Genomic DNA, 25,251 nt, shown 5'->3' on the forward strand with positions numbered 1-25,251 from the left:
GTGCCGCCGTGTCGTCTCCCGTGGGCGCGGTGCGGCCCGTGAGGGCCGACGGGTCACTCGTTGATGTCAGTCGTTGATGTTCTTGTTGAAGTCCCGCTCGCACGCCTCGCGTTCGCTCTGCGTCCCGGCCTGCTGGACACAGTCGTCGAAGTTCTTGAACTCCTCGGAGTTGAGGACCGACGCGCCGATCGCGATGATCACGACGGACGCGATCAGCCCGAGTGCGCCGAGCACCGCGCCGATGATCGCCATCTTGCCGTGGGGCGCCCGGCTCCCGCGTGCCTTGCGCGCGCCGATGATTCCGAGAATCACCGCCAGCAGACCCAGCAGGATCCCGCCGAAGACGGTCCAGAAGAGGAGGATCGCCACGACGCCGAGAACCAGCGCGGCGATCGCCGGGCCGTTGCTCCGCTTCACGCCCGTGTCCGGGGAAGTCTGCCGGTAGTCGTCCGGCGTCTGAGGGTGGTGGGAGAAGGACACGTCATCACACTCATCTCTGCTTCCGTGCCAACGAGTTGCCGTACGTGCCCCCTTGTGCCCCGGCTCCGCCAACGAATGCGCCCCTGACCGTCCCCTCGGCCGTCACGCGGCACGAGACCCGCCGGACACGCCCCTGCGTGTGCTGTCGAAGGGCGGACCGGGGCCGGCAGGGCCAGGATGGGATATGTGGAGTGCCCTCGCGCCCGTGCTGCCGCTGGAACACTCCACCGCCGAAAACTCGTACTCCCGGCCGTTCGAGAGGGGGCGGGTTGCGGATGGACGAGCAGACCCGGATCGGGGAGCTGATCAGCGGGGCGGCCCAGGACGCCGGTGGGTGGCTGGGCGCCCTGGACATCGCGCAGGTGGCCACCGGCGCCGACGGGACGATCGTGCGGTGGAACCACGTCGCACAGGAGCTGCTCGGTTACGCTCCGCCCGAGGTGGTGGGACGGCACATCGCCGAGCTCCTGCACCCCGGGGCCGACCGCAGCCTCGGGCGGTCCCTGTGGGAGACGGCCGCCACCGGGCGGGGCGTGATGGGCACGGTGACCGCCTGGCACCGTGAGGGGCACCCGATGGAGCTGGAGATCTGGGCCTGTCCGGTGCACAGTGGGCGGCTCGGAGCCTCGGCGGTGCTGGTCTTCGCGGCCGAGGCCCATGCGGCACGCCGCATCAGGGGGTCGTCGGCGGTGTGGGACGGGCTGTTCTCCCGCTCACCCGTCGGTATCGCCGTACTCGACACACATCTGCGGTTTCTGCAGGTCAACCCAGCGCTGGAAGCGATGAACGGGCTCCCTGAGTCCGCGCACGTGGGCCGTCGCCTCGCCGAGTTGCTGCCGGAGGTGAACGCGGAGGAGATGGAGGAGGCGATGCGGCAGGTGCTGGACACCGGGGAACCGGTCCTCGACCGGCGCCGCGTCGGGCGGACCCCGCCGATCCGGAGCACGACCGGGTGTGGTCCTGCTCGTACGTACGGGTGGAGGATCCCGGCGGCCGGCCGATCGGTGTGATCGCCTCGCTGCTCGACATCACCGAGCAGCAGCGGGCCCACATCGAGGCCGAGGCGGGCCGGCACAGGCTCGCCCTGCTCAGCGAGGCCAGCGTCCGCATGGGCGCCAGCCTGGAGCTGGAGCGTACCGCCCAGGAGCTGGCCGACCTGGCCGCCCCCGGCCTCGCCGACGCCGTCACCGTCGACATACTGGACACCCTCGCCCACGGCGACGAGCCCGGCACGGGCCTCGGCGGCGGCGTCGCACTGCGGCGCCTGGGCAAGGCTCCGCTGACCGGGTCGGCCATCACCGACATCCTGGCCCCGCTCGGCAGGACCCTCACCTTCCCCGCGGCGGCCCCGTACACCCAGGCGCTCGCCGCCCGTCAGCCGTTCCTGGTCGCCCGCCTCGACGAGCGGGCCATCGCCCCCGCGGCCCGTCACTCCACCGCACCGGCCCAGTTGCTCAGGGCGGGCGTGCACTCGTTCATGATGGTTCCGCTCGTCGCCCGGGACCTGGTGCTCGGCGTCGCCACCTTCCACCGCACCCGGCCCGTCGGCCCCTTCGGATCCGACGACGTCACCCTCGCCGGCGAACTCGCGGCCCGGGCCGCCGTCAGCATCGACAACGCGCGCCTCTACCACCGGGAACACGAGACCGCGGTCGTCCTCCAGCGCAGCATGCTGCCGCAGCACATCACCCCGCCGCCCGGCATCGAAGTGGCCCACCGCTACCTGCCCGCCAGCGACGTCAACGAAGTCGGCGGCGACTGGTACGACGTACTGCACCTCCCCGACGGCAAGACGGCCCTCCTCATCGGCGACGTCATGGGGCACGGCATCGCCGCGGCCGCAGTCATGGGACGGCTGTCCGCCACCGTCCGGGCCCTCGCCCGCCTCGACATGCCCCCGGCCGAACTGCTGCACCAGCTGGAGGCCACCCTCGCCGACCTCTCCGAGCCGATGCTCGCCACCTTCCTGTACGCCGTCTGCGACCCCGCCACAGGCCGTTGCACCCTCACCCGCGCCGGACACCCGCCGCCCGCAGCGGCGGCGCCCGACGGAACCGTCCGCCTGCTCAAGACCCCGCCCGGCGCGCCCCTGGGCGTCGGCGGCATCGACTTCTCCACGACCGACATCGTCCTGCCCCGGGCAGCGTCCTCGTGCTGTACACCGACGGCCTGATCGAGGCCCGCGGCCGCGACATCGACGAACGCCTCGCCGACCTCACCCAGCTGCTCACCGAGCCTCAGCAGCCGCTCGGCCGTCTGTGCGACTCGCTGATCACCCGCCTGGTTCCGGCCTCCGCCGACGACGACATCGCCCTGCTGGCCGCCCGCATCGGCGCCACGCCCCGGCCGGATCCGGCCGACCGCCCCGGTTGACGGGCCGCGGGCGGGCGCCCCCGAGTGGGGCCGTACCGGTGAGGCCGTACTGGCGGGTCGGCGTGCGCGGCGGCTCCCTCATGGGCGACGGTGTACTCGCCCTGGTGTTCGCCGTCGCACCGTAAGGTCCTCGGCTTCACCGGGGTGATCCGTTCGGCAAGACCCGCTGGCGTTCCGGAGGATTTTTCTTATGAACTGGACACTCGAGGTCATTCCGGTCCCTGTCACCGACATGGACCGTGCGAAGGAGTTCTACGCCGACAAGGCAGGTTTCAAGGTGGACCTCGACGACGAGGTCGCCCCCGGTATGCGCATCATCCAGATGACACCGCCCGGCTCCCGGTGTTCGATCGCGATGCTCCACGGGATGCCCACGGCCCCCGGTACAAAGGAGATGGAACCGGGAACGCTTCAGGGCCTTCAGCTCTGCGTGACGGACATCGAGGCGGCCCGCGAGGAGTTGCTGGGCCGGGGCGTGGACGTCTCCCCGGTCCGCCACGTCGGCGCGACGGGCTGGGAGGACGGCAAGGGCGACACCTGGAACTCGTTCATGTCCTTCGAGGACCCGGACGGCAACGGCTGGGTGGTCCAGGAGGCCCCGTCGGAGCTGTCGGAGCGCTGAGCGGCAAGGGCGGGGCGGGAGCCGGCTGTCCGGCTCCCGCCCCGTCTGCCGGCCGCCCTCGGCGCACTCCCCCGAAGCAGGCCCGTCCCGGCGGCCGGCCGGGTGGGTGCCACAGTGGGAGAGGCCAGGACGCCATGCGGGCCTTCGCGTCATGGGGGCGTGCCCGAGAGCCGGCCACCGGCGGCGACCCTTCGGACAGACTCCGCTCCCGGAGCAGGTGGAGCAGCTGCCAAGCTGTGGACCAGTTGGGGTCGCCCGGGTGGCAGCGGCCGCAGAACCTCCCAGGGGCAGCCAGTCGCCGGCTTGGCGTTCAGTGACCATCTTCGGTGGGGTGGGCCAGGGCGCGCCGGACTCGGGTCCGGGCGCGGAAGGTCTCCCTGTCCTTGAGGACGAGCGCCCCCGGCAGCGGACTGCCGCTGTGCAGCCGGTTGCCCAGGTGCGTCCGCAGGGCACCGGCGCCGTCCTGGACGAGGGCACACGGGCCGGCGCCCGCGCACAGCTGAGGAATCGGGGCGGCGGCCCGTCGTCGGCGACGGAGCGGACTCCGGAGGCCGCCTCCACCATGCCGCCGCTTTCACACGACCTCACCGATGAGGGATACTGGGAACTCACTCGGCAGGTGCCCCGGGGGACGGCGTGGACAGTTCAGGGAAGGCGAATGCGCTGCCGGCATCGCCGGCCCGGGCCACGAGCGCTTTGCGCGTACGCCCGTTGGCGGACCGGCCGGGCTGGCAAGCGGCCGGCGAGATCAGTCTGACGACACGCCCGGCCTGGGAACAGACGTTGTACCAGTTTGCCATGAGCGACGAAGAGGTGTTCCACTTGGAGCTTTCCGCGGTCACCTTCGTCGACGTCGCTGGTGTCTCGGCTTTGGCGGTGACCGCCCAGGACCTTCCGGAGGGGCGACGCATCGTGCTCGAAGAGCCGCCCGCCGCCTTGCGGCGCGTGCTGGACATGTTCTGGCCGAACCTGCCCACCGTCGAGGTGGTGGCGTGATGACCGCCCCGGCCATAGAGCCGTTCGTTCATCCCGCCTTGTTCTACCGGGGCGAGAAGGAATACCTGCACGGCACGGTGCCCTTCATCCGCGACGGCCTGAAGGCCGGAGAGCCGGTGGCGGTTGCCGTTCCCGGGCCGAATCTGGCGATCCTCAAGACGGCTTTGGGCGAGGATGCCGCAGACGTGCAGTTCCTCGACATGACCGAGGCGGGGCGCAACCCAGGACGGATCATCCCCAGGGTGCTGCGCGCCTTCGCGGACGCCCACCGGGAGACGCGGGTACGGATCATCGGTGAGCCGATCTGGGCCGGCCGCAGCAGCCTGGAGTACCCGGCGTGCGTCCAGCACGAGGCGCTGATCAACCCGGCGTTCCAAGGCCGGGAAGTCACCATCCTCTGCCCGTACGACGCCGGCCGCCTCGACGAGCAGATACTCACCGACGCTTACGCGACCCACCCCGTGGTCATCTCCGGCGGCCGGGAGCGGCGCAGCCCCGCCTACGCCCCCGAGCATGTGATCGCCCACTACAACCAGCCCCTGGCACACACGGTGACCACCGAGGAACTCGTCTTCGACGCCGACGGCCTGCCGGGCGCCCGGCACTTCGCGGTCGAGCAGGCCGCGCGGTTCGGTCTGTCCGGTATCCGGCTGGAGGACGTGGCCCTGATCGCGGCCGAGCTGACCACCAACAGCGTGGTGCACGGCGGGGGTTCGGGCACCGTACGCATGTGGACCGCCGACGGCCAGGTGGTGTGCGAGGTCCGCGACCGTGGGCACCTGAGCGATCCGCTCGCAGGCCGTCGCCCACCCGCACGGGACCAGCAGGGCGGCCGGGGCCTGCTGCTGGTGCACTACCTCGCCGATCTCGTACGCATCCACACCGGACCCGACGGTACGGCCATCCGCTGCTACCTCGACCGCGGCTGATCCTGCCTCAGCGACTCGGGGCTTCCGCCGTACGGGCCGGTCCTCGAGGGACCCGCTCAGCGGCTCGGGGGCGGACGGCGATGACGTGGTCCCCGGGCCGGGGACCCGGAGACCGCCAGGCAGCCCGGGTCGCCGAGCGAGGCCGCCTCCCCTGCCGTGAAGTTTCCTCGTGTCCAGGCGCACAAAGAAACTCCGACCGTGCCGTCGAAGCCTTCATGAACGAGATCGAAGCCTTCGACGCCCTCCCCCAGGACACCTCAAGCCCCCGCGCCACGGGCTCCGTCCGGCCGTCGTCCAGCGTCGGGTTCACGGCTTCGCCGTGACCTTCCCGACACCGTCTAAGCTTCCTCCGTGAACACCACCGCACATGGCATACGGATCAGGCCGGGCAACCTGGCCGACGCACCAGCCGTGCTGGACATGCTCGACTCCGCGGTGGCCTGGATGAACGATCGCGGCAATACCGAGCAGTGGGGCACGACACCGTATTCGCAGAAGCCCGGCGGAGTGGCGCGGGTCGAGCGGTACATGACCGAGAACGCCCCACACATCGCGGAGCTGGCCGGAACACCCGTCGGAGCCCTCGTACTGGACTCTGGGCCCAGCCCCAGACGCCGATCGCGCCGGCCGAGGAACCTGAGCGCTACGTCCGGCTGCTGGTCTCCGACCGGCGGTACGCCGGCCGGGGCATCGGGGCGACGCTGCTGGCCCATGCCGTCGAGGAGACCCGAGAGGCCGGCGTGGAACTGCTGCGGGTGGACTGCTACGCGGGCGGCGGGGGCGAGCTCGTCGCGTTCTACGAGCGCAGCGGTTTCCTCCCCACCGATCGTTTCCTGTCCGGGACCTGGCCGGGACAGGTGCTGGCCCGACGGGTTCGCTGACGGCGGGGGCAGGACACCCAGCGACGAGGACATCCATCGGGCCCGGAACGGTTTCCCACCGATCGGTTCCGGCGCGGGCCCCTACCCCACTGCCAGGTCGTCCCGGCCCTGGGGGTACCAGCGCCTCCCCCCATCCCGTGATCATCGCAAGCAGCACTGACAGCGCCACCGGAACGCACGGCCGCTGCCACGCTGTTCAGTAACGCGACCCGATGCCCCTCGTGAAGCCACGGGGACGCCGCGACAGGGCGAATCCCTGCGGGAAGCGGGTCAGAAAGGGACCCGGGCTGCAGTGAGGGCCGCCGCCGCCTCCGTGTCGCCCTCGAACACCAGCTCACCGAGGGGCGGACGACCCGAGAGGTGACGGGCGAAAGCGATGGCATCGGCCCGTAGCGTGACCACCGGAGGACCGCTGCCGAGGCGGTAGTGGCCACCGACCGACCCCGAGAGGTCCAGAAGGCAGGAGGGGCCGGCCCAGCCGAGCGCCAGATCCAGCAGCACCTGGTTCATGATCTCGCGATCGTGCGCGTCCAGGACCAGCTCGGTACCGGTGGCATCGCTGATGTCGATGCGGTGCATCCAGGTGTCGCGAGCCAGAAGCACGTTGTTCACGTACTCCATGGAGTCCTCGGGCAGTGCCTTCGCCTCCGGGAAGATCATGCTCGTGCGCGTCCGACGCCGTACCGGAGCCGGCATACGAGCCAATGAGCGGGCTCCCTTCGGGGCGATGCGAGCGAACTCCTCCATCAGCCGCTCTCCCGGCACTTCTCCGCGATCCTCGACCTGGCTCGCGTTGTGGCCGTCGAGTGCGCCCAGCTCGGGGCGTGTACGCCGGGCTCGACGGATGCGCGTGATCATGAGCCAGGGTTTGGGCAGCTCTTCGAACTGGCCCACCTCGTGGGCGACCATGTCCCGGACGGTCCACCCGGTACACGCGGTCGGCCTCGACCACTCCTCGGCGTCCAACGAGCTCATCGTCTCGAGCGAAGCGCGTATCTCGGCCTCGTTGACCGTGCGCGCCCGAGCCGGAGCAGTCCGGGGAATGGCCTCCGCAGAGACACTGGGTCTGGCCATACGGCACCTCCTCGCCCCCTGGATCCGAGGCTAACTCGCTGGGCACCTCCTGCTCAGGGGCGCAGCAGGACGCCTGTGCGGAACATGGGCGACAGCGAGCTGCCCGCCTTCGCCCCCGCGCCACGCCGCACCGCCACGCGCGAGGCCCCCCACACACATCCCGCAGTGGCCTCCGTACGTTTCCGGCCAGCGCCGGCGCGGGGTGCGGACAGCGCGTCGCCCCGGCCGGCCGGCGGTACGGCGCGCGGCAGGCGTCACGGGGTGGGCGACTCCGAGCCGCCGGTCACAGACATCGCACCCACCGGGGATCACCCGGCAGCCTTAGGGGTCGCCGACGTCCGCCCCTTCGAGGAACACCACCGGGTTGTGGTCGCTGCGGGCGGTGCCGGGGGTCTCGTCCCGGCCGTGCGCGTACACGGTGCCCCCTGCGGCCACCGGTGCGGGACGGCCGGTGGCCGGTGATCGACGCGCTCTCACACCCCGGCGCGCTCCTGGCGAGACCGTGCGGCGAGCCGGCTGCGCGCTCAGTCCGCCGTGGGCCGGGTGCGGCGGGCGTAGGCGCGGGCCGCGCGGGCGCGGTCGCCGCAGCGGGTGGAGCACCAGTGGCGGCGGCCGTGCCGCAGCAGGTAGCGGTTGCAGGGAGTGGAGCCGCAGGCGGTGAGGCGTCCGGCGTCGGGAGAGGTGAGCAGGTCGGCCGCGTCGGCGGCGAGGGTCGCCAGAGCGTGGCCGACGATCTCGGTGGTGGGATGCGGCGCCACGCGGTAAGGGCCGTTCTTCTCGTCCCACCGCAGCAGCGGGGCCGTGGGAACCCTGGTCAGGGCGTCGTTGACGGCGGACAGGGCGGCGGGGAGAGCGGGAAGCCCGGCGACGCGCGAGGCGAACAGGGCCCTGATCTGCTCACGCAGCGAGCGCAGCTGTGTCGCGCACACCTCCCGCATGCCGACGTCCACCGGAGCGAGGCCTCGCTCGGTCAGCCACTGATTCGCCCCTGCGGGGGTCCCGAGGAAGTCGACGAAGTGCCCGCCGGGCAGCGCGACGACGCTGTTGGCGAGGGCCAGAGAGGGGTACTGCTCCGCGCCCGGCGCGGGCGGCGGGCCGGGCGCGGCACTCACGGTCTCACTCATGAACCTCATGGTACGGGTTGCGTGCATCCATGAGGAGCACCCATGGTCGCATCACGAACAACACCCTACTCATCCGTGAGGTAATCCTTCATGTCTTCCGCCGCCGAAGAGGGACACGCCGGCTTCCCCAGGGGTGAGGCGTGCGCGCGTCCCGGTCAGGAACTGCTGCACGTCGCGGCCGAGTCCGTGCTTCGCACGTAACGCTCACGTTCCCTGCGCGGGGTCCGCGTGGGGCCGAACGGCTCACCGCGCTCAGCGCCTCGACACCGGAGTACGCGGCGGACCCGAACCGGCCGACATCGCCCCCAGAACTCCGGCGTAGAAATTCCCGAGGCGCAGGAGGCGCCGGTTCACGGCAATACGCGCTTGAGTGTCCAGCGGCTGGAAGGTCCATGATCTCGCCATGGACGACGAACGCCCCGACGTGCTCACCATCGGCCGGCTCGCGCACCGCACCGGACTTCCGGTGCGCACCCTGCGCTTCTGGTCGGACAGGGGAGCAGTGCCGCCCGTGGCCCGCTCCGCGAGCGGCTACCGGCTGTACGACACCGAGTCCGTGGCCCGCGTCGAGCTGGTCCGCACCCTGCGGGAGCTCGGCCTCGGGCTCGACGACGTGTGCCGCGTCCTGAGCGGCCGCACCACGGTTGCCGAGGTCGCCGACGCACACGTGGCCGCGCTCGACGCGCAGATCCGTTCCCTCAAGGTGAGCCGGGCCGTTCTGTCCACCGTATCGAAACGTGGTTCGACCGCTGAGGAGACAGCACTGATGAACCGGTTGGCACGGCTTTCCGCCGCTGAACGCAAGCAGATCATCGACGAGTTCAAGGAGGAGGTGTTCGGCGGTCTCGACATCGACCCGCGCCTGCACGACCGCATGCGCGCCTTCAGCATCGAACTGCCCGACGACCCCTCGCCCGAGCAGGTCGACGCCTGGATCGAACTGGCCGAGCTGGTCCAGGACCCCGGCTTCCGCGCCCGGATGCGCACCGTGCTGGAGCTGAGCTCCCCGACCCCGGGGCGGAGCCGTCCCCCCGGGGCGTCCATCTGGTGGGCCAGGCAGGTCGTGCAGACCGTCGCGGAGGTCAGGGAACGCGGGATCGCTCCGGAGGGACGGGCAGCGGCCGAAGTGTTGTCCGAGCTGTTCGGCGATGCCGATCGGGCCGCCGTGCTGGTGTGCCTGGAAGCCGGGATCGAGGCAGGGATGGAGCACTACCGCGGGCTCGTCGCCCGCGTACGCGGACAGTACTCGGCTCCCGACGCGACCGGGGAGCTGGAGTGGCTGGCGCGAGCCCTGCGTACTGTGGAGCAGGCCTGACCGGCCGTACCTCCCCCGCCTCGCATGACTGGGTGCCCTTATGTGACCTGTGCGGGCCCGTCTCAGCCGGTCGGTGTCCCACGCAGCGAGGTGCGGGCAGGAGGTTTCCGCTCACTCGTACACGCGGCCCCGACCGGGTCCCCCGTTCCCTGGCCGCCCGGTCGATCAGCAGCCACATTGCCCTCGCGGCCCTGACCGCCGTGCGGGGTCCGCCGGCCCCTGTCACCGGCCCCCGCACCGCGATCGCGGTCGCCGGCGTCCTCCTCCTGGCCACCCCGCCGCTGCTTCCGCGCCGCGAGAACGCGCCCCAGAACGCGAGGGAACAGGGCGCAAGTCTCACCTGACACACCGCGGGGCGCACCGCCATACCGCCTCCGGCCGCCTCGGCGATGCGCGCCGCCGGCCCGTGGCCGGACGGCGCGAGAGCGGGCCCGTGCCGCGTTGCACGGGGCCGCTGTGAGGCGTTGCCACTCCTTTGGGGCCGGTCGGCGCGCGATGGCGTCGAAGCAGTCGGGCGGAGCTGTCGGTGATCATGTCCCCGTCGGTCGTGCCGGCGAAGACGGAGCCGGCTGGGGACTGATGAGGAGCAGGGCGATGTCGTCGGCGGGAGTGGGGGCGTGCCGGATGAGGGTGTCGGCCATGGCGTCGAGGTCGTCCGGGTCCGCGTGTTCGAGGAGTCCGGCGAGGGCTGCGGTGGCGTCGTCGAGGTCGACTCCGGGTGCTTCGATGAGCCCGTCGGTGTAGAGGGCGAGGACGCAGCCGGGCGGCAGGGGAAAGTCCAGTGTGGGGTAGTCGGCATCCGGGTCGATGCCGAGGAGGAGGCCGGGTGGGACGTGGAGGAGCTCGGTGTGCCCGTCCGTGTGGCGCAGCAGGGGCGGTGGGTGGCCGGCGGTGGCGAGACGGGCGCGGTGCTGGGCCAGGTCGAGGTGGGCGTAGAGGCAGCTGGTGAACAGGCCGGGGTCGAGGTCGGTGAGCAGGCGGTTGGTGGCGGCCAGGACGTGGTCCGGGGACGCTCCCCCGGTGGCATGGGCATGGACGGCGGTACGGACCTGTCCCATGAGTGCGGCGGCGTCGACGTTGTGGCCTTGTACGTCGCCGATGGTGGCGGCCGCGGTCTGTTCGTCGAGGCGGATGAGGTCGTAGAAGTCGCCGCCGACGCCCAGTCCCCGGGCGGCCGGAAGGTAGCGGGCGGCGACCTTCAGGCTGGGGAGATCGGGGAGGCTGTGGGGCAGGAGGCTGGCCTGCAGTCGGTGGGCGAAGTGTTGTTTCGTGTCGTAGAGACGGGCGCGGTCCAGGGCCTGGCCGACGAGACCGGCCAGTGAGGTGAGTACGGCGCGTTCGCTGGGCGGGAAGACGTGGGGCCGGTCGTAGGCGAGTACGAGGCAGCCGATGGGACGGCCGGAGGCGATCAGGGGCAGGAACGCCCATGCGGCCATCTGGTCCTGGCGTACGGCGGCAGGGTAGGTGTCCTGGAAGTCGGCGAAGGTGGCGAAGAAGCTCGGGTCGCCCGTGGACAGGACCCTGGCGCCGGGGGTGTCCGAGTTCAAGGGGACGGCGTCGAAGCGGCGCATGAGTGCGGCGCTGTAACCGCGGTGTCCGAGGATCTTCAGCCGGCCGTCCTCGGCGGCCATCAGCGCCATGGCCTTGGCACCGAGGGCCGGCAGGAGCTGGTCGGCGGTCTGCTCGACCACGTCCTTGACTCCGACGGCTTCGGTGAGCGTGGACGCCAGATGCATCAGGTGATAGAGCACGGTGGCGCGGCCGGGGCCGGCGGCGGTCACCGGCTTCGGGACATGAGCGCCCTCGGACGGGGTGCTGGGAGTGATGCGGACGCTGATGCCGGAGGAGTCGGGGTAGAGGTCGAAGGACAGCCACGTGTCCGGCGGGCGCAGGACCGTGAAGGACTGGGGTCGGCGGCTGACCAGTGCGGCCCGGTAGCGGTCCTCGACGTGGGGGACGTCCATCCACGGCAGTGCCTCCCAGGGCAGGGCGCCGAGCAGGCCGGCCTGGTCGGCGCCGACGAGTTCGGCCGCCGACGGGGTGATGAAGGTGATGCGGCCGTGCAGGTCCAGGCCGCAGGACCCTTCCGGCAGGCGGTCGAGGAACGCCGCTATCGCTGTCGCCTCGGCGGGTGAGGGCGTGCGCCCGGCCGGTGGGGGCAGGGTCCGCGGCCGGCCGGCGGGCAGCAGCGGATCACCGCGGTCGGCGGCCTGTTGCAGGAGCCTGCCCAGGCGGCGGCAGCCTGCCTCGACGACGGCGTGCTCTTCAGGGCTGAGCTGCGGTGGGTGGGTACCCGGCCACAGGAGCACCAGCCCGCCCCGGACCGTTGCGCCGCTGGTGACCGGGGCGGCCGCCAGCGCGAAGTCGTAGGGCAGCGCAAGCGCCGGACGCGGGTAGCGGCGCGCCATCTCCTCCTGCCCGCTGATCCATACCGGGCGCCGCTCGCGGACGGCGTCCGCCACCGGCACCGGGTCGGTCAGCGCCACCCGCCGCCACAGAGCGGTGATCTCATGCGGGACCCCGGTCACCAGGACCAGCCACAGAGCGTTCCCGTCCGGCGGCAGCACGTACAGCAGCCCCCCGAAGGCGCGGCTCCCGCGCACCACATCGGCCATTGCGGCGTCCATCAGTTGCTCGCCTCGACCCGTGTCAGCAGGGAGGCCGTGCCGGCCGGCACCATCTGCCGGCGTGCGTCGGCCGCGACCTGCGGGCGGCGCCGCGCCCACCGGGCCGCCTGGCGGTGAGCCTGACGGCGGTATCGGCGGCTACGGTCCGCCGACTCCGGCAGGGCCGCACCACACCAGCCATACCCAACACCGCGCATAAATGGACAATACGGCCATTCTGTCGTGGCGGCGCCCCGCCGGCACCGAGAGGGCGGGACCGCACCGAAAGGACCAGGCGACTCATCGAGCGGCATTCGGTGGATTCCACCGCGCCGGCGAGCCACCGGAAGGCAGGTACGGCACGCGATCAGCCGCGGCCGCGATCAGCCCCGGCCAGGGCGGACCGCGGCGCTTCGCCGCGGATCAGCTCTTCCCCACCCCGATCGAGCAGGGCCGGACGCCGGGGCCGCCTCCCCCGCAGGGGACCGGCGGCAGGAGGCCGACTGCGGCCCTGGGGGCCGGCATCGGCGTACAGGGTGACCTTCCGGTCAGAAGGCACCCGTACCGAGTTGATGGTGTCGTCGCCCGCGCGAGTGCGGGCAACGAGGAGGCGGGGCCTCGTTGCGTGACGTGGCGGCTCAGGCGGTACGGGTCAGTCGCCACACGTTGTCCGCCCGCGTGCCGGGCTTGCCGTCGGGCGAGGACGAGGGCCGTTCCACGGCCTCCAGAGTCTCCACCCGCCAGGCGCGCGGCAGAGCAAGCATCGCGAGCAGGCCCTGGAGCGTGGGGAAGACGACATCGAACGGGTGCTCGTGTTCTTCCATCCAGGACGGCCATCCGGCGTGCATGACGACCAGGAGGGTGCCACCCGGCGCGACCGCTTCGGCAGCACGTTTGAGCACGCCGTCCTGGTCCAGCGCGACAGGCGACTGAAGGAACTGGGCGCTGACCAGATCGAAGCTTCCCTCGGGGAAGGTCACTCCGAGTTCGTGCTGTTCGAACGCCACCTGCTCGGCGAGACCGGCCTCCGCGGCACGGGTCGCCGCCCGCTCCAGCGCTGTGGCGGAGATGTCCACGCCGGTCACCCGCCATCCGCGCGAGGCCAGCCACAGGGCGTCACCGCCTTCACCACAGCCCAGATCCAGAGCATCGCCCGACTCCAGGGCGTCGGCCTCACGCACGAGCAGTGGGTTCGGGTCACCGCTCCAGACCCGTTCGCTGGTGCGGTAGCGCTCTTCCCAGAACTGCGCCGGGGCATTGGGCTGCGGTGTCGACATCGGGGCTCCTTCGGGACGACTGCGCGGCGCCGGCGGGCACCTGGGCCCAGGGTGGCCGAACGGAAAGAAGCACGTCAAACATAGTTGCCGGTTCGGCAAAAAGAGGCACAGCGCAGGACCGGATCGTCCGCATCCCGAGCGAACCGATGGGAAAAGACCTCTGAGCCGGCCGATTCCGGAGGCGTTCACCGGAGGCCTCCGCCGGAGGCATTCAACAGGGAGGTGGGAAACGACGGGCGGCGCCGGTTCCCCGGCCCGCCGGCCGGAAGCCGCCAGCCAGAAGCCACCGTCCGGGCCGGGGGCGATACCGTCCGGGCGCCTGAACTCCCGGCGGCGAAGCGGGAAACAACGCCACGGCTTCCCATAGGGCAGCTCCGACCACGCGCCCGACAGACCACGCGTCCGATAGGAGCAAATTTAACGTTTATGCACCTCCTCAAGCCTTTTGGGTAGAGCATGGCCTCGGATCGAGACAGCGACGAAGCACGGCCTCCCAAGCGCCGGCAGCGTGACCGGCACGAACAGCGTGAGCGGGACGGGCGTCCGCAGCGGCTTTCGGCGCCCCGAGCCATGCGTTCGGCGACGCAGCAGCTGAGGGACTTGCCGGGAAAGACGCCGGAGTCCGTCTCCGCGGTACGGCCCACCGATGGCGGGTGGGAGGCCGAGGTGGAAGTGCTGGAGCTGGAGCGCATCCCCGAGACGACGAGCGTCATGGCCAGTTACCGGGCGAAGCTCGACGCCGAAGGCGAGTTCATGGCGTACGAGCGGATCCGCCGGTACACACGCGGCCAGATCGACCGGCGCTCCTGAGGGCGTGCCCCGGCTCGGCCGGGATCTGCGCCGCCACTGACAGCTGGACACCGTGGAGACAGCAGCCGGACCGGGGCGACGCGCCTGCGGTGTCGCCCACGAAGGGAGGCGCCATGACCGTGGTGCCGCGAAGTGGCGGAGGCGGCGTAGCCCAGGGCGGTGGCGGCTCGGGCTCGCTGTACGGCGTCCTGGAACTGATCCTGGACCGCGGACTGGTCATCGACGTATTCGTCCGCCTCTCGCTGGCCGGTATCGAGATCCTGAAAATCGACGCCCGTGTCGTGGTGGCCAGCGTCGACACCTACCTGCGGTTCGCCGAAGCCTGCAACCGGCTCGGCCTCGAGGCGGGCCGCAAGGCGCCGAGCCAGTTGACCGACGTCGTCGGCGAGGTCATACAGGGCGGAGCCAAGGACAAGGACAAGGGCGCTCTCACGGGCGCGGTGGAGGCGTTCACGGACTCGCTCCACCAGGGCCCCGAGGAAGAGCCCGAGCCGGCAGAGGAGCGGGAGAGGTCCCGGCCGTCACGCCGCCCTTCCCGGCACCGGGAAGAGTGAGCCATGGCGGTCGATGTCTACGCGATCACAGCCGCGGCCCACCCTCGGCGCCTGGACGGCGTCAACGGTGCGGGAGACCCGCCGGAGCGGCTGCGCGCGGTCGACGGCCGGTCACTGGTCGCCGTGGTCAGCGACGTGCCCGAAGGGCTCAAGGCCAAGCGGCGCGACGTACTGGCGCACCAGTCGGTGCTGGAGCTGACGGCCGACGGCAGCGTGCTGCCGCTGCGTTTCGGGGCGCTGGCGCCCGACGACGGGGCGGTGCGGCAAGTGCTGGACGAGAGACGATGAGTACCGCGAGCGGCTGGCGGCGCTCGACGGCTGTGTGGAGTTCCACCTGAAGGCGTCGTGCGCGGGGGAAGCGCTGCTCCGCGACATCCTGCTCCAGTCCGAAGAGGCGCGCAGGCTCAACGAGGAGATCCGCAGCGACCGCGGTGGCCAGGACCTGCGCATCGCGCTCAAAGAGCTGGTCGCCGCGGAAGTCCAGCGGCGGCACGGGTCCCTCGCGGCGGAGACCGTGGAAGCGCTGCGGCCGCGGGCCCGCGACATACGCGCCTCGGACCCGACGGGCGACGACTTCGTCAGCGCCTCGTTCCTGGTGGAGCAGTCCCGGCGGAACGAGTTCATGACCACGGAGAAGGACCTCGCCGACCGGCGCGGTGAGGACTTCGCCTTCCGCCTCCACGGGCCGCTTCCGCCGTACAGCTTCGTCTGGACACCTCAATCGCTCCGGAGGTGCGGTCATGGGTTTGTCCACCCAGCTCCTCACCCTTCCGCTCGCCCCTGTGCGGGGCGTCGGGTGGGTGGTGCAGCAGGTGGTACGGACCGCCGAGGACCAGTACTACGACCCCGGCCCCGTAATGAGGAAACTCGCCGAGCTGGAAAAGGCGTTGGAGTCCGGCCAGATCGACGAGGAGACGTTCGACCGGCGTGAGGACGAGCTGCTGGACCGGCTGGAGGAGATCCGCAGCTTCAGGGAAAACCCACGGGTTGGACGGCTTGGAGGACTCCAGACAGGCGGGCAGACCCGCCGCGTCGGCCTTGGCCAGCCCCGAGCGCAGCAGAGCGGCCCCGTGTCCCCGGCCCTGCCCGGCCGGGTCGGCCCCGATCACCGCGAGGTACCAGTGCGGTTCCTGGGGCGCGTGCTCGGCGGCCATCTCGGCAGCGCCCCTCAACAGTGGAGCCCGGTCGCCGAGGATGTTCCGGAGCTCCTGGATGGTCACCGGGCCGGGAACGGCCTTGGCCTGGGCCTCCGGCGGTACCCAGAAGGCGGCCGCCGCCTCGGTGTACTCACACACCCCGTGGTGGACGTACTGCCGGGTGAAGATCGTGGTGAAGCAACGGCCCAGTCCTGCCTCACGAGAGGCATCACCGGGGAAGAACCAGCGCATCATCGGGTCGCCGTCGAAGGCACGGGCCAAGGCGCGACTGATCGACGGAGCGTCGTCGACCGTTGCTGTCTTCGGCGTGTTCGTTATCGGCATATAGATCATTCTGCACTCCTGTGATCCTCGGTGTCGTGGTGGGTCCTGGCCCGCTCCCGGAGCCGAAGGAGCATTCTCCTGACGGGAGTTGGCGCATGGGATGGCGAAAGGACCGGCCGGCAGGAGGGCCGGGAGGAGAGACGGAGTGCGCATGTCATCGACTCCCGGAGCGTCAAGGCCTCCACCACCGTCCCCGCCATGGAGCAGGGCGTCGACACGGACAAGAAGACCGTCCGCCGCGACCCCACCACCAAGGGGTGTGCGGCCCTCTGGCCCCCTCCCCCAGCGACCTCTGACACCCGGCCGGAGGCACACGCCCGCCGGAGCAGTCCATCGCGGAGCGGCACCGCGCGCCCGGGACCGGGCAGCTGGCCGGGCAAGCATGCGGAGCGGCCGGCCACGGCCTGGGACGCGGCCGACACCCCGTTCAAGAAGTACCTTGCCGCGCCCCGGGTGTACTACGAGCGGAACTGCTCGTGCGCGGCGGCCCCGGGGTGTCATGGCAGATCCCAGAGGGCTCAGCAGTGCTGTGTCCCGGTCGCAGGTCTTTCTTTCCCCTGCCCCCGTTTCACCATCGCTCTCCCCGGCAACCCATGAACAGCGATCAACCGGGCGAGACCCGGAAACCACTGAGGAAAGGCATGCCATGGGACACGACGGCGCCGGCACCCCCGACAGCGGCAGTGACATGAGGGCGATGACGTACTCGGCCTTCGGCGGTCCGGAAGTCCTCGCGGAGACACGGCAACCGCGCCCCAAGGTCGCGCCCGGCGAGATCCGCGTGCGCGTGCGGTGCGCGGCGGTCAACCCGGTCGACTGGAAGATCATGGCCGGGGGCCTGAAGGACCTGATGGACACGGTCTTCCCCGTGGTCCCCGGCTGGGACGTCGCCGGAGTGGTCGAGCAAGTGGGTATCGACGCGCCCGAGTTCGCGGTGGGCGACGAGGTTGTCGCCTACGCGCGCAAGGACTACGTGCACGGTGGCACCTTCGCCGAGTTCGTCACCGTCCCCGTGCGGGCCCTCGCCCGCCGGCCCGCGTCACTGACCTGGGAACAGGCCGCGGGTCTGCCGCTGGCCGGTCTCACGGCGTACCAGGTGCTGACGCGCCTGGGCACCGGTCCGGGTGACACCGTACTCATCCATGGCGCCGCCGGCGGAGTGGGGTCCCTCGGGGTGCAGATCGCACGTGCCCTCGGCGCCCGGGTCATCGGTACCGCCTCCCCCGCCAATCACGACCGGCTCCGTGAACTCGGCGCGGAGCCCGCGGCGTACGGCGAGGGAACCGTCGAGCGCGTCCGGGCGCTCGCGCCGGACGGAGTCGACGTCGTCGCGGACTTCGTCGGCGGGGTCCTGGACACGACGCTGGCCGTCCTGCGCGAAGGCGGCCGGCACGCGTCGATCGCGGACAACTCCGTCATCGACGCCGGCGGGCAGTGGATGTGGGTACGGCCGAACGGCGCCGACCTGGCCGAGCTGGGGTCTCTCGCCGACGCGGGGAAGCTGACCGTGCCGGTGGCACGGACCTTCCCCCTGGAGGAGCTGGCGGACGCCTTCGCGTTGAGCCAGTCCGGGCATGTGCACGGGAAGATCGTCGTGACCGTCTGACCTCGCGCCGACAGGGGAGCGCGGCTGACCCGGGAAGCGGTGAACCGTACACCGGCCCATGAATGGCCGCACTTAGGTCCGGATCAGGGCGGTTCCGAGACGGCCTCCGCCTCCGCCATGAACGGCGGAGCACCGGTCGAGGCCACAGGAGAACCGATCCTGAATGGAGGGGCTCCGGCAAGCGCCGGAACCCCTCCGCTGCGGGCTCTGGAAGTGGACCAGGCAGACCAGGCAGTCCGGAGGGAAGCGGATCTCCTCCGGCACGGGGCGCGAGGAGACCCGGCCGATCCCCGGCAGGCGTTCCGACGCCGTCAGGCTGCGGCGGGAGGATGTGACGAGTTGGCAGCCCGGCGGTATTCGGCGTTGATGCGCTGGGCTTCCTCGAGTTGGTCCTCGAGGATGACGATGCGGCAGGCGGCGTCGATGGGGGTGCCCCGGTCAACGAGTTCACGGGCCCGGGCGGCGACACGGAGCTGGTAGCGGGAGTAGCGGCGGTGGCCGCCCTCGGAGCGCAGGGGTGTGATCAGACGGGCTTCGCCGACGGCGCGGAGGAAGCCGGGGGTGGTGCCGATCATTTCGGCGGCGCGGCCCATGGTGTAGGCGGGGTAGTCGTCGTCGTCGAGACGGTCGAAGGAGTTGTCTGCTGTCATTTCACCTCGCTGGTGAGTGCAGGGAGCAAAAACGAGTGGAGGGGCCTTGGTGCCGTACGGCACCAAGGCCCCGAAGGAATTTCAACACCATCTGCCGGCCCTAGCGCTGCGCCGGCCTTCTGTGTCCGCATGCCTGCCCGAGAAGCTGGTGGGCGGGGGTGCGGGGATCGCGGTGCGTGACCGGAGACCACCTGCCTGTCCGAGGTCTTGCGGCACCCGGGTCGTGCTGTCGCCCGGGCGATCCTGATGGCGCTCGACTCCTCCGTTCTTCCCTCTGGGAATCAACTGCATTTCATGCCGGTACTGCTTACTGCGTTACCACTCGTGGCGGCCCCTGATCACTGCGGGCCCCCCGGTCCGGCCGTCAGTCCCGTCGCCGTCCTGCGAAAATCCTGGCTTCGGAACTCCACCACCGAACCGTCCTGCGAACTGCGTACCACTGCCCGGCAGTTCATCTCTGCCAGGCCCTGCTCGATCTCGACTACGAGAGAAACCATAACCACACCACCATCGAATGTCTACTGCCACCACCATAGATTTGCGCACGGGGAAGGCAGGAGAAGCCTGCGCTCACCGGCATCGGTCGCGGCCCCCGTACATCCCCCTGGGGATCGCGGCGCTGTACTCACCCACCGAACCGGCCGCCGGCACCTGACGGCGACCGCCGGAGCGGCGCCCCGTACCGTCAATCTCCGCTCTGTCCCGCGTCGCGCCGTCGTCCGTTTCGTGTCACAGCGGCGACCACGGCGGGAACGGCGGCGGTCACGACGAGGCTCCCCACCGCGACCATCACCACGCCGACCGCGAAAAGGCCGCTGCCGTCGTCCGGCCAGTCGTAAGAGGCGGCAACGGTCAGGCCGGCCGTGGTGCCGAGCACAGCGGCTGCGACGTAGCGCCGGGACGCCGCCCAGTACAGCGGTGCCGGCAGAGTCAGCACCAGCCCGATCACCTGCCACGCCTCGTACGGGCCGGTCGACGTCCCGTCAGGCTGTACGTCGCGATGCTGGTCCCAGCCGAGCCAGGAAGCCCACGCCGCTGACGTCACCACGGCCAGCACGAGGACCGGCAACAGCTGGAGAGCAAGTCTCAGTAGTTTCTGGCGCATGGCCCAAGCGCTCCGGCTCGCCCCCCCCTCACCGGCCAGAGGGCAAGCACTCGCCTCTGTCCGAGTACGTCAGCCACGGGCAGATCGTGATCTCTTCGGTGATCCCGCCGCTGTCGCCTCCGCGGGCCGGATCGTCCTACCGACGGGTGGCCGGCAGAGCTTCTGCGGGCGCCTGCGCGCAGGACCGTGCACGGGGCCGGTCGACGGAGCACATGTGGCAGAGCCGGATCTGGTGGTGGAGGTCGCGGCCCGCGACGACCGGACCGCGTTCCGGGCAGCGGCTCAGGGAGTGTCGCCGGACCAGTCGAAGCGGCGCGGGTCGCCGGGGCGCGGGTCGTACACCGTCCGGCCGCCGGCGCCGAACCGGCCGAGCTCTGTCTGGAGGACGACGCCGGCGGCTGTCTCGTCAGCCGTCCAGCCCGTGACGTCCAGCAGCAGGCCGTCCAGCGGCCCGCCGACCAGTTCGACGTATTCCTGTCCCGGCCGCGGGCCCGGATGGGGGTTGTCGTGGTCCTGGCCGTAGACCCGGCCGCGCAGCAGTTCCTCGTCCCTGTCCATGCGTCCCAGCCTCCCAGCCACCACTGACAACGCGGGCTCGCCCGGGGTTGACGGCGATATCCGACGCGGGGCGGCGCCATCGGCCCGCCGGAAAAGTGGAGCGAATCGTACTGGGACACAGGAGTGCTCCGCACATGCCCGCGATCTGCTGCTCGCCGCGGTCGCCCTTCCGCCGGGGCGCGAGACCCATGAAGGGTTCGCCACGGTGCCACCTCCCTCAAGTCCGGCGTCGTCCTGCTCACCTCCGCGCCCGGGTGGACGCGGGCACGCCGTGCGTGAGCGGTCCTGAACGCGGCTCCATCGGGCTCGTGCGACCGCTGGTCGGTACTGGTCGCGCATCTCGTTCTCCCTGTCGATACAGCACCGGCGAGTTCTTTCACGGAATGTGTGCGCCAGAGCCAGAACCACACCCCGCAGACAAGGGACAAGCGGACAAAGAGACGAACCGGGAAAACCGTGCTGCCGGCACCGGGATCAGTCGGCGAGCCGGCCGGTCTCACAGACCCGGCGGGCGACCTCGCGCAGCTTGGTGTTCGTTTCCTGGGAGTACTTGCGCAGAACGTCGAAAGCCTGCTCCTCCTCCAGGCCGTGGCGCCCCATCAGGATGCCCATGGCTTCGCCGATGACGTGCCGGGTGGTGAGTGCCTCGCGCATCTGGGCTTCGGCCCGGGCGCTGGAGAAGGCGACCGCAGCGTGGGAGGACAGCAGCCATCCGGCGGCCTCGCTGGCCTCGGTGAAGGCGCCGGGCTTGCGGGAGTAGAGGTCCAGCGCGCCCAGCTCTTCCTCATCGGTGTAGAGCAGGAAACCCATCATGCTGCCCAGTCCCAGCCCCCGGGCCCGGGGCACATAGTCGGGCCAGCGGTCGGCATGCTGGGTGAAGTCGTGAACGCGCATGATCCGCTCGTGCCCGGCGCGGCGGGCCACGTCGAAGCACGGGCCCTGCCTCAGACGCTCCTGCAACCGGTCGCTGTCGATGACCATCTGCTCGGTCGGCGCCAGGGACTGCACCCGGTCGCCGTGGACCAGGAGGATGCCGGCCGCCTCGCAGCCCTCCACAAGTTCCACCGCGCCGCTGGTGATCCGCTCCAGCGTGGCATCCACGCTTTCCTGCGCCAGCAGGTCCCGGGCCATGAAGGCCATCTGCTGCGCGAACGCCTGCCAGTCCATCCCGTCCTCCTCCGCACCACGCCCCGCCCCTCATCAGCAGAACACACCTGTTCCCGATCGCACCGGTACGGCATGCACCCCGCGGGGAACGCCCACCCGCCCAGGGGCGACCGTCGGCAGCCGGGACGGGTCGGCCGGCGAACGCGCAGCCGGCAGTCATGCTGTCCGCGACCGAGCACGGAAAGGGGCCGGCGCCCGGCAGCCTGGCGCAGGGCGTGGCGCGTGCCCTGGTACGCACCGGTCGTTCCGCTTCCAGTCGGAAACCCTGGGTCCGGTCAACGGCGCCACCCGGTGGGTGAATCCGGTGCCGCCGTGCTCCGCCCCACCGGACCCGCGATCCGTTCGGGCCCCGCCTCGGCTCACATGTCAGCACGCTGCGAGCGCCATCACCCGAACGGAGGACAGAGCGGCGAACTTCGAAATCGCCGACGGGGGAACACGGCAGCACATGATCGAGCCCTACGCACTGTCCGCCGATGCCCGCGAGTTTCACTGCCTGCCGCCGACAGCCCGAGCCCATCGGTGCGCCCTGTGCGGCGAAATCCGCCTCCACGAACCCGCAGCCGGCTTCGACGCGTGGAAGGACCACGCCGCCCACTGCCCGGACGATCCCGCTACCGCCCCCGCCCCCACGGACAGCGAAGCCCGGGCCGGCCGGCCCGTTCCCAGCTGATGATCCGGGCGTGCCCCTGGTGAAGCGGGGACAGGGCCCCGCGTCTGAGATTCCTTGGGAATCCCCGTGAGCATCCGGCCGGATCGAAATCCGCCCGGCTCCCGCTTCGCCCGGTCTCAAAACGCCCGAGGCCCGAGGCCGACGGTTACCGACCGGCCGGAGAACTTCCGACTCGGGGCACCGGCCCGTCGGAAGCCGGTCCCGGCGGAGTTCGGCCCGCCCGGCCCCGGCGCTCCGGGGCCGGGCGGATGCGACGGCGCCCTGTCGTCAGGGCCGGGCGAGGCCGGCCAGCACCGCGGCGAAGCTCAGGACAACGGCAAGGACAGCGAGGGTCAGCAGCAGGAGCTGCAGATACTTCAGGGCAATCGCCACCCTGCCCTTTTTGTTCACCGGCGTTTCGGGATGGCGGGTGTGTCCTGGCCAGTTGTTGACTGACTCGACGGGGTCCGTGGCGTCATCTTGATTCATTGTCTGAAAACGTGCCGACAGCGGCAGGGGAACGGCGGCACGGGGCACTGTCACGGAATCAGTACGAGAGACGGTGGGGCATGACTACGCACCGCAGTACGTTGCCTTGCCGGAAAGAGATCTCCTGCGTGCGGCGTTCGGTTCCTCTTCAGCCTCTGCCGACAAGGAAGTCGCCGAGCGGGGCGTACCGGCCGCAGGCGAGGGCCGGTGTACGCGGCAGGAGGGTTTCACCGGTTTTCCTTTTATGTCTTTTGCCGGCCCTGAGGGTTCAGTCGGCGCAGCTTACGTAACCTGGCATGTGTCGATGCGTTATGCGGATGCTATCGCGCGCTTGATGGGCGACCACTTCACGGAAGCCCGACTCGTTTGCCGCCACGGGTTGGTGGCGGAACAGGGATTCTCATGGCGGACACCGTGCTGTGGATCACTATTGCCTCCGCTTTGGCATGCACCGTGCTGTGGTCGGTCGTCCCGTCGTCGGCCGGCCGGACGCGACACGTCGACGCCATCGAACTGCGGCGCCACCGCGAGTTCGGAGCGGCCCTGACCGGACCCCGGCCGACAGGCCGGCCATCCGGGCAGACGGCACCGGAAAGCGATCCTCCCGCACCGGCCGCGGCCCACCACCACGACGCTCCCGGCGAACACGGCTGAGCCCTCCGTCCCGGTGCCGGGGAAGCGCGCCGGTCGCCGCGAGCAGACACCGAACATCGGCGCGCGTGATCTTCCCCCGCCGCCCGCACCAGGAGGCGCCCGTATACCTCAGCGCCTGCAGAACCGATAAAACACCAGGCTGAATTACTCCATATGCGACAAGGCGGCCACCCGTTTGCCGCACATCCTGTCCAATCCGCGCAGCGTTGGGCCGGGTATGACGAAAGCGAGTCCGCTCCTTGCCCCAGGTGTGCGCCTGAGGGGTGCACAGAACACCACACCTGCCGTCCGGGCAGGAGACCGGGGGTTTCCCCCGGTTGCCGGTCATGCCCTCTGGGGGCCGACCGCGACCCCGCAGCCTGTTCATGGGTGAGTCCCGCGGCCGCCACAGCCGCGTCGGTCCGCCCTCCCCCTCCCATTCCCCCGGCGGCTGGTCCCACCCGACCGACGGTCAGCCGCAGGCCGGGGTCTGGGGCCGTCCCGCGCCCCTGGCCGACCAGCTGGACGTGTGCTGGGATCCGGCGGAGGAACTTGCCCGCCTCCTGCACGAAGCCGTCCGTACCCAAAGGGCCGCCGGGCCGCCGTCCGCGGAGATCGGTGACCTGCCGGCCGTCGATGAGCCCCCGGCCGCCGAGGGTGCCGGTGCCCCTCTCGCGGGCCTGGCCGAGATCACGGCCGAGCTGCCGCCCCTGCGCCCAGCTCCCTCCCGGCGCCGCCGCGCTCCCTCCCGGGAGAAGCGCGCGGCGGGGAAGCTGCAGACGACGAGTTTCTTCCTCGCCGCGCTCGCCGCCGTCGTGGTGTCCATGGTGTGTGTCTTCGGCGGCATGGTCGCCTACGACCCCCTGCGCCGCCTCGCCCAGTACCGCGCGTCCGGCGGGACGGTCAGGTGGTGGCCCCTGCTGGTGTACGGGCCGTGGATGGCCGCCTCGTTGTCGATCCTGCGCGCCGCCCTGCACCGGCGCCGGGCCGTCCACTCCTGGGCCGTTGTGCTGCTGTTCTCCACCGTCTCGATGCTCCTGTGCGTAGCCCAGGCACCCCGAACGCCGGTCGACACGGCAGCCGCGGCGCTTCCCTCGCTGGCCGCTTTGGCCTGCTTCCAGCAGCTGGTCCGGCAGATCACCCTCACCCGGCCGCCCCGTCAGACCACTCCACGCCACCGCACCCGGCAGTCACCGCAGCGGTACCCGGCCGACCGGGCCCGGACCACGACCTGACCGGGCCGCCTTCGGGCCACGTCGGTCACGGCGTTCCCTCGTGCCGGACGAGCGGTGCGGATCAGGTGGCGGTCGGCCGCCGCAGGTTGCGTTCGACAACCGAACCGACGGCGGTCATGCAGGAGGAGCAGTAACGTTCCTCGGCTGCTTCTCCCTTGGGCGGGGCAGCCGGGGCCGACGGCGCCAGAAGGCGTCCGCACAGGGCGCTGGTCCTCGTCTCCTTGCTGATCACATGCCAGACCAGTCCGTCCTGGCCCGGTGTCGGCTCCGCGTGCATCTCGTACATTGGTCGCCCTCCAGCGATCGCAACCAGCCGGGGGCCCACTCACCCCCGCTTCCGATGAGAAGCCACCAAGCCCGGACAGGCGAATCGGCATAGGCCGGCAGAAGGAAAACAGGGCGCCACGGGCTTGCCGGACGCCCCGCCCGTCCGTGCGCGGCCGGCTCGCCGGATCTTCGGCAGGCCGGAGCACGATGCTCGTGGCGGTGGCCGACAAGCACCGTCCTGACCAAGGCCGCCTGGACGGACGCGGGCTCAGAGGCGTCCACCATGCGATCACCCTGCGCCGGGGCACCGAAGAGGGGGTTCGGCCGAGCCGGCCCAGGGAACGGGAACCTGTGCGCCCAAACGGAC

Annotated in this window: 22 protein-coding genes and 5 pseudogenes; 14 read left to right on the plus strand and 13 right to left on the minus strand. The window is 71.1% G+C overall.

Annotation, left to right across the window (positions count from 1 at the left end):
- Positions 1-66: 66 nt before the first annotated feature.
- Positions 67-480, minus strand: a complete 414-nt coding sequence (locus tag BN1555_RS01645) for a DUF4190 domain-containing protein (RefSeq protein WP_093797206.1) — start codon at positions 478-480, stop codon at positions 67-69.
- 275 nt (positions 481-755) lie between these two features.
- Between BN1555_RS01645 and BN1555_RS39955 the strand changes: the two genes are divergently transcribed.
- The 6 genes and pseudogenes from BN1555_RS39955 to BN1555_RS01670 all read left to right on the plus strand — a co-directional run bounded on the left by BN1555_RS39955 (position 756) and on the right by BN1555_RS01670 (position 6,281).
- Positions 756-1,490 (plus strand): PAS domain-containing protein, encoded by a 735-nt coding sequence (locus BN1555_RS39955; protein WP_255305825.1) that lies wholly within the window; start codon positions 756-758, stop codon positions 1,488-1,490.
- A pseudogene (locus BN1555_RS01650) lies at positions 1,457-2,853 on the plus strand (PP2C family protein-serine/threonine phosphatase). Before BN1555_RS39955 ends, BN1555_RS01650 begins: the two are co-directional and overlap by 34 nt.
- Positions 2,854-3,043: 190 nt before the next feature.
- Entirely contained in the window at positions 3,044-3,475 is a 432-nt protein-coding gene (locus BN1555_RS01655; RefSeq protein WP_093797208.1) for a VOC family protein, read from the plus strand.
- Between the two features lie 636 nt (positions 3,476-4,111).
- Complete coding sequence (locus BN1555_RS01660; RefSeq protein WP_093797210.1) at positions 4,112-4,471, plus strand: STAS domain-containing protein; 360 nt, start codon at positions 4,112-4,114, stop codon at positions 4,469-4,471.
- Positions 4,471-5,400, plus strand: coding sequence for an anti-sigma factor RsbA family regulatory protein (locus tag BN1555_RS01665; protein ID WP_093797212.1), 930 nt, complete (start codon positions 4,471-4,473; stop codon positions 5,398-5,400). Before BN1555_RS01660 ends, BN1555_RS01665 begins: the two co-directional genes overlap by 1 nt.
- 351 nt (positions 5,401-5,751) lie before the next feature.
- Positions 5,752-6,281, plus strand: a pseudogene (locus BN1555_RS01670) (GNAT family N-acetyltransferase).
- 270 nt (positions 6,282-6,551) lie between these two features.
- Here BN1555_RS01670 and BN1555_RS01675 read toward each other — a convergent pair.
- The 3 genes from BN1555_RS01675 to BN1555_RS01680 form a co-directional block, all read right to left on the minus strand.
- The gene (locus BN1555_RS01675; RefSeq protein WP_093797214.1) at positions 6,552-7,355 is read right to left on the minus strand and encodes a maleylpyruvate isomerase family mycothiol-dependent enzyme; all 804 of its coding nucleotides are present in this window, start codon (positions 7,353-7,355) and stop codon (positions 6,552-6,554) included.
- A gap of 321 nt (positions 7,356-7,676) precedes the next feature.
- The gene (locus BN1555_RS38765; RefSeq protein WP_176709913.1) at positions 7,677-7,832 is read right to left on the minus strand and encodes a hypothetical protein; all 156 of its coding nucleotides are present in this window, start codon (positions 7,830-7,832) and stop codon (positions 7,677-7,679) included.
- Between the two features lie 47 nt (positions 7,833-7,879).
- Entirely contained in the window at positions 7,880-8,488 is a 609-nt protein-coding gene (locus BN1555_RS01680; RefSeq protein ID WP_218058235.1) for a CGNR zinc finger domain-containing protein, read from the minus strand.
- 394 nt (positions 8,489-8,882) lie between these two features.
- On the opposite strand from BN1555_RS01680, the gene BN1555_RS01685 reads away from it, so the two are divergent.
- Positions 8,883-9,794 (plus strand): helix-turn-helix domain-containing protein, encoded by a 912-nt coding sequence (locus BN1555_RS01685; protein WP_093803101.1) that lies wholly within the window; start codon positions 8,883-8,885, stop codon positions 9,792-9,794.
- Positions 9,795-10,324: 530 nt separating this feature from the next.
- Here the strand turns inward: BN1555_RS01685 and BN1555_RS01695 are convergent.
- Complete coding sequence (locus tag BN1555_RS01695) at positions 10,325-12,421, minus strand: SpoIIE family protein phosphatase (RefSeq protein ID WP_093797218.1); 2,097 nt, start codon at positions 12,419-12,421, stop codon at positions 10,325-10,327.
- Positions 12,422-13,038: 617 nt separating this feature from the next.
- Positions 13,039-13,677 (minus strand): class I SAM-dependent methyltransferase, encoded by a 639-nt coding sequence (locus BN1555_RS01700; protein WP_093797220.1) that lies wholly within the window; start codon positions 13,675-13,677, stop codon positions 13,039-13,041.
- A gap of 456 nt (positions 13,678-14,133) precedes the next feature.
- Between BN1555_RS01700 and gvpO the strand changes: the two genes are divergently transcribed.
- The 4 genes and pseudogenes from gvpO to BN1555_RS39965 form a co-directional block, all read left to right on the plus strand.
- Positions 14,134-14,487 carry a gas vesicle protein GvpO gene (gene gvpO / locus BN1555_RS01705; protein WP_093797222.1) on the plus strand — a complete coding sequence of 118 codons (354 nt, stop codon included), beginning with the start codon at positions 14,134-14,136 and terminating at the stop codon, positions 14,485-14,487.
- A 113-nt stretch (positions 14,488-14,600) separates the two neighbouring features.
- Complete coding sequence (gvpJ, locus tag BN1555_RS01710; protein WP_176709914.1) at positions 14,601-15,041, plus strand: gas vesicle protein GvpJ; 441 nt, start codon at positions 14,601-14,603, stop codon at positions 15,039-15,041.
- A gap of 3 nt (positions 15,042-15,044) precedes the next feature.
- Positions 15,045-15,690: pseudogene (locus BN1555_RS01715) on the plus strand (GvpL/GvpF family gas vesicle protein); the annotation flags it as partial.
- A gap of 91 nt (positions 15,691-15,781) precedes the next feature.
- Positions 15,782-16,015, plus strand: a pseudogene (locus BN1555_RS39965) (gas vesicle protein GvpG); the annotation flags it as partial.
- Between the two features lie 12 nt (positions 16,016-16,027).
- Here the strand turns inward: BN1555_RS39965 and BN1555_RS39970 are convergent.
- A pseudogene (locus BN1555_RS39970) lies at positions 16,028-16,522 on the minus strand (GNAT family N-acetyltransferase); the annotation flags it as partial.
- 688 nt (positions 16,523-17,210) lie between these two features.
- Between BN1555_RS39970 and BN1555_RS01725 the strand changes: the two are divergent.
- Complete coding sequence (locus BN1555_RS01725) at positions 17,211-18,128, plus strand: NADP-dependent oxidoreductase (protein WP_093803104.1); 918 nt, start codon at positions 17,211-17,213, stop codon at positions 18,126-18,128.
- 311 nt (positions 18,129-18,439) lie between these two features.
- Here BN1555_RS01725 and BN1555_RS01730 read toward each other — a convergent pair whose 3' ends face one another.
- The 5 genes from BN1555_RS01730 to BN1555_RS38400 form a co-directional block, all read right to left on the minus strand.
- The gene (locus tag BN1555_RS01730) at positions 18,440-18,778 is read right to left on the minus strand and encodes a MerR family transcriptional regulator (protein WP_093797224.1); all 339 of its coding nucleotides are present in this window, start codon (positions 18,776-18,778) and stop codon (positions 18,440-18,442) included.
- Between the two features lie 685 nt (positions 18,779-19,463).
- Positions 19,464-19,883, minus strand: a complete 420-nt coding sequence (locus tag BN1555_RS01735) for a hypothetical protein (RefSeq protein WP_093797226.1) — start codon at positions 19,881-19,883, stop codon at positions 19,464-19,466.
- Positions 19,884-20,165: 282 nt separating this feature from the next.
- Positions 20,166-20,441, minus strand: a complete 276-nt coding sequence (locus BN1555_RS01740) for a hypothetical protein (protein ID WP_093797228.1) — start codon at positions 20,439-20,441, stop codon at positions 20,166-20,168.
- Positions 20,442-20,915: 474 nt separating this feature from the next.
- Complete coding sequence (locus BN1555_RS01745) at positions 20,916-21,608, minus strand: GAF and ANTAR domain-containing protein (protein ID WP_093797230.1); 693 nt, start codon at positions 21,606-21,608, stop codon at positions 20,916-20,918.
- Between the two features lie 940 nt (positions 21,609-22,548).
- The gene (locus BN1555_RS38400) at positions 22,549-22,749 is read right to left on the minus strand and encodes a hypothetical protein (protein WP_141662798.1); all 201 of its coding nucleotides are present in this window, start codon (positions 22,747-22,749) and stop codon (positions 22,549-22,551) included.
- A 402-nt stretch (positions 22,750-23,151) separates the two neighbouring features.
- Here BN1555_RS38400 and BN1555_RS01750 point away from each other — a divergent pair, with 402 nt between their 5' ends.
- Together BN1555_RS01750 and BN1555_RS01755 are read left to right on the plus strand one after the other, a co-directional pair.
- On the plus strand, positions 23,152-23,403 hold the full coding sequence (locus BN1555_RS01750) for a hypothetical protein (RefSeq protein ID WP_093797232.1): 252 nt from the start codon (positions 23,152-23,154) through the stop codon (positions 23,401-23,403).
- Positions 23,404-23,768: 365 nt separating this feature from the next.
- A complete protein-coding gene (locus BN1555_RS01755) occupies positions 23,769-24,617 on the plus strand; it encodes a DUF2637 domain-containing protein (RefSeq protein ID WP_093797234.1) in 849 nt (282 codons plus the stop codon).
- A 61-nt stretch (positions 24,618-24,678) separates the two neighbouring features.
- On the opposite strand, the gene BN1555_RS01760 is transcribed toward BN1555_RS01755, so the two are convergent.
- On the minus strand, positions 24,679-24,903 hold the full coding sequence (locus tag BN1555_RS01760) for a hypothetical protein (protein WP_093797235.1): 225 nt from the start codon (positions 24,901-24,903) through the stop codon (positions 24,679-24,681).
- Positions 24,904-25,251 lie beyond the last annotated feature (348 nt).

It is taken from the genome of Streptomyces sp. Wb2n-11, from assembly GCF_001049855.1.
Taxonomy (GTDB): Bacteria; Actinomycetota; Actinomycetes; order Streptomycetales; family Streptomycetaceae; genus Streptomyces; species Streptomyces altiplanensis.

Excerpts from the sequence above, each read along its gene's own strand:
- BN1555_RS01685 (WP_093803101.1), top strand. The coding sequence starts at position 8,883 with ATGGACGACGAACGCCCCGACGTGCTCACCATCGGCCGGCTCGCGCAC.
- BN1555_RS01745 (WP_093797230.1), bottom strand. The coding sequence starts at position 21,608 with ATGGACTGGCAGGCGTTCGCGCAGCAGATGGCCTTCATGGCCCGGGAC.
- BN1555_RS39955 (WP_255305825.1), top strand. The coding sequence starts at position 756 with ATGGACGAGCAGACCCGGATCGGGGAGCTGATCAGCGGGGCGGCCCAG.
- BN1555_RS01695 (WP_093797218.1), bottom strand. The coding sequence starts at position 12,421 with ATGGACGCCGCAATGGCCGATGTGGTGCGCGGGAGCCGCGCCTTCGGG.
- BN1555_RS01725 (WP_093803104.1), top strand. The coding sequence starts at position 17,211 with ATGAGGGCGATGACGTACTCGGCCTTCGGCGGTCCGGAAGTCCTCGCG.
- BN1555_RS01680 (WP_218058235.1), bottom strand. The coding sequence starts at position 8,488 with ATGAGGTTCATGAGTGAGACCGTGAGTGCCGCGCCCGGCCCGCCGCCC.
- gvpO (WP_093797222.1), top strand. The coding sequence starts at position 14,134 with ATGGCCTCGGATCGAGACAGCGACGAAGCACGGCCTCCCAAGCGCCGG.
- BN1555_RS01735 (WP_093797226.1), bottom strand. The coding sequence starts at position 19,883 with ATGCGCCAGAAACTACTGAGACTTGCTCTCCAGCTGTTGCCGGTCCTC.
- BN1555_RS01665 (WP_093797212.1), top strand. The coding sequence starts at position 4,471 with ATGACCGCCCCGGCCATAGAGCCGTTCGTTCATCCCGCCTTGTTCTAC.
- BN1555_RS01700 (WP_093797220.1), bottom strand. The coding sequence starts at position 13,677 with ATGTCGACACCGCAGCCCAATGCCCCGGCGCAGTTCTGGGAAGAGCGC.
- BN1555_RS01740 (WP_093797228.1), bottom strand. The coding sequence starts at position 20,441 with ATGGACAGGGACGAGGAACTGCTGCGCGGCCGGGTCTACGGCCAGGAC.
- BN1555_RS01755 (WP_093797234.1), top strand. The coding sequence starts at position 23,769 with ATGGGTGAGTCCCGCGGCCGCCACAGCCGCGTCGGTCCGCCCTCCCCC.
- BN1555_RS01675 (WP_093797214.1), bottom strand. The coding sequence starts at position 7,355 with ATGGCCAGACCCAGTGTCTCTGCGGAGGCCATTCCCCGGACTGCTCCG.
- BN1555_RS01730 (WP_093797224.1), bottom strand. The coding sequence starts at position 18,778 with ATGACAGCAGACAACTCCTTCGACCGTCTCGACGACGACGACTACCCC.
- BN1555_RS01760 (WP_093797235.1), bottom strand. The coding sequence starts at position 24,903 with ATGTACGAGATGCACGCGGAGCCGACACCGGGCCAGGACGGACTGGTC.
- BN1555_RS38400 (WP_141662798.1), bottom strand. The coding sequence starts at position 22,749 with ATGAATCAAGATGACGCCACGGACCCCGTCGAGTCAGTCAACAACTGG.
- BN1555_RS01655 (WP_093797208.1), top strand. The coding sequence starts at position 3,044 with ATGAACTGGACACTCGAGGTCATTCCGGTCCCTGTCACCGACATGGAC.
- gvpJ (WP_176709914.1), top strand. The coding sequence starts at position 14,601 with ATGACCGTGGTGCCGCGAAGTGGCGGAGGCGGCGTAGCCCAGGGCGGT.
- BN1555_RS01750 (WP_093797232.1), top strand. The coding sequence starts at position 23,152 with ATGGCGGACACCGTGCTGTGGATCACTATTGCCTCCGCTTTGGCATGC.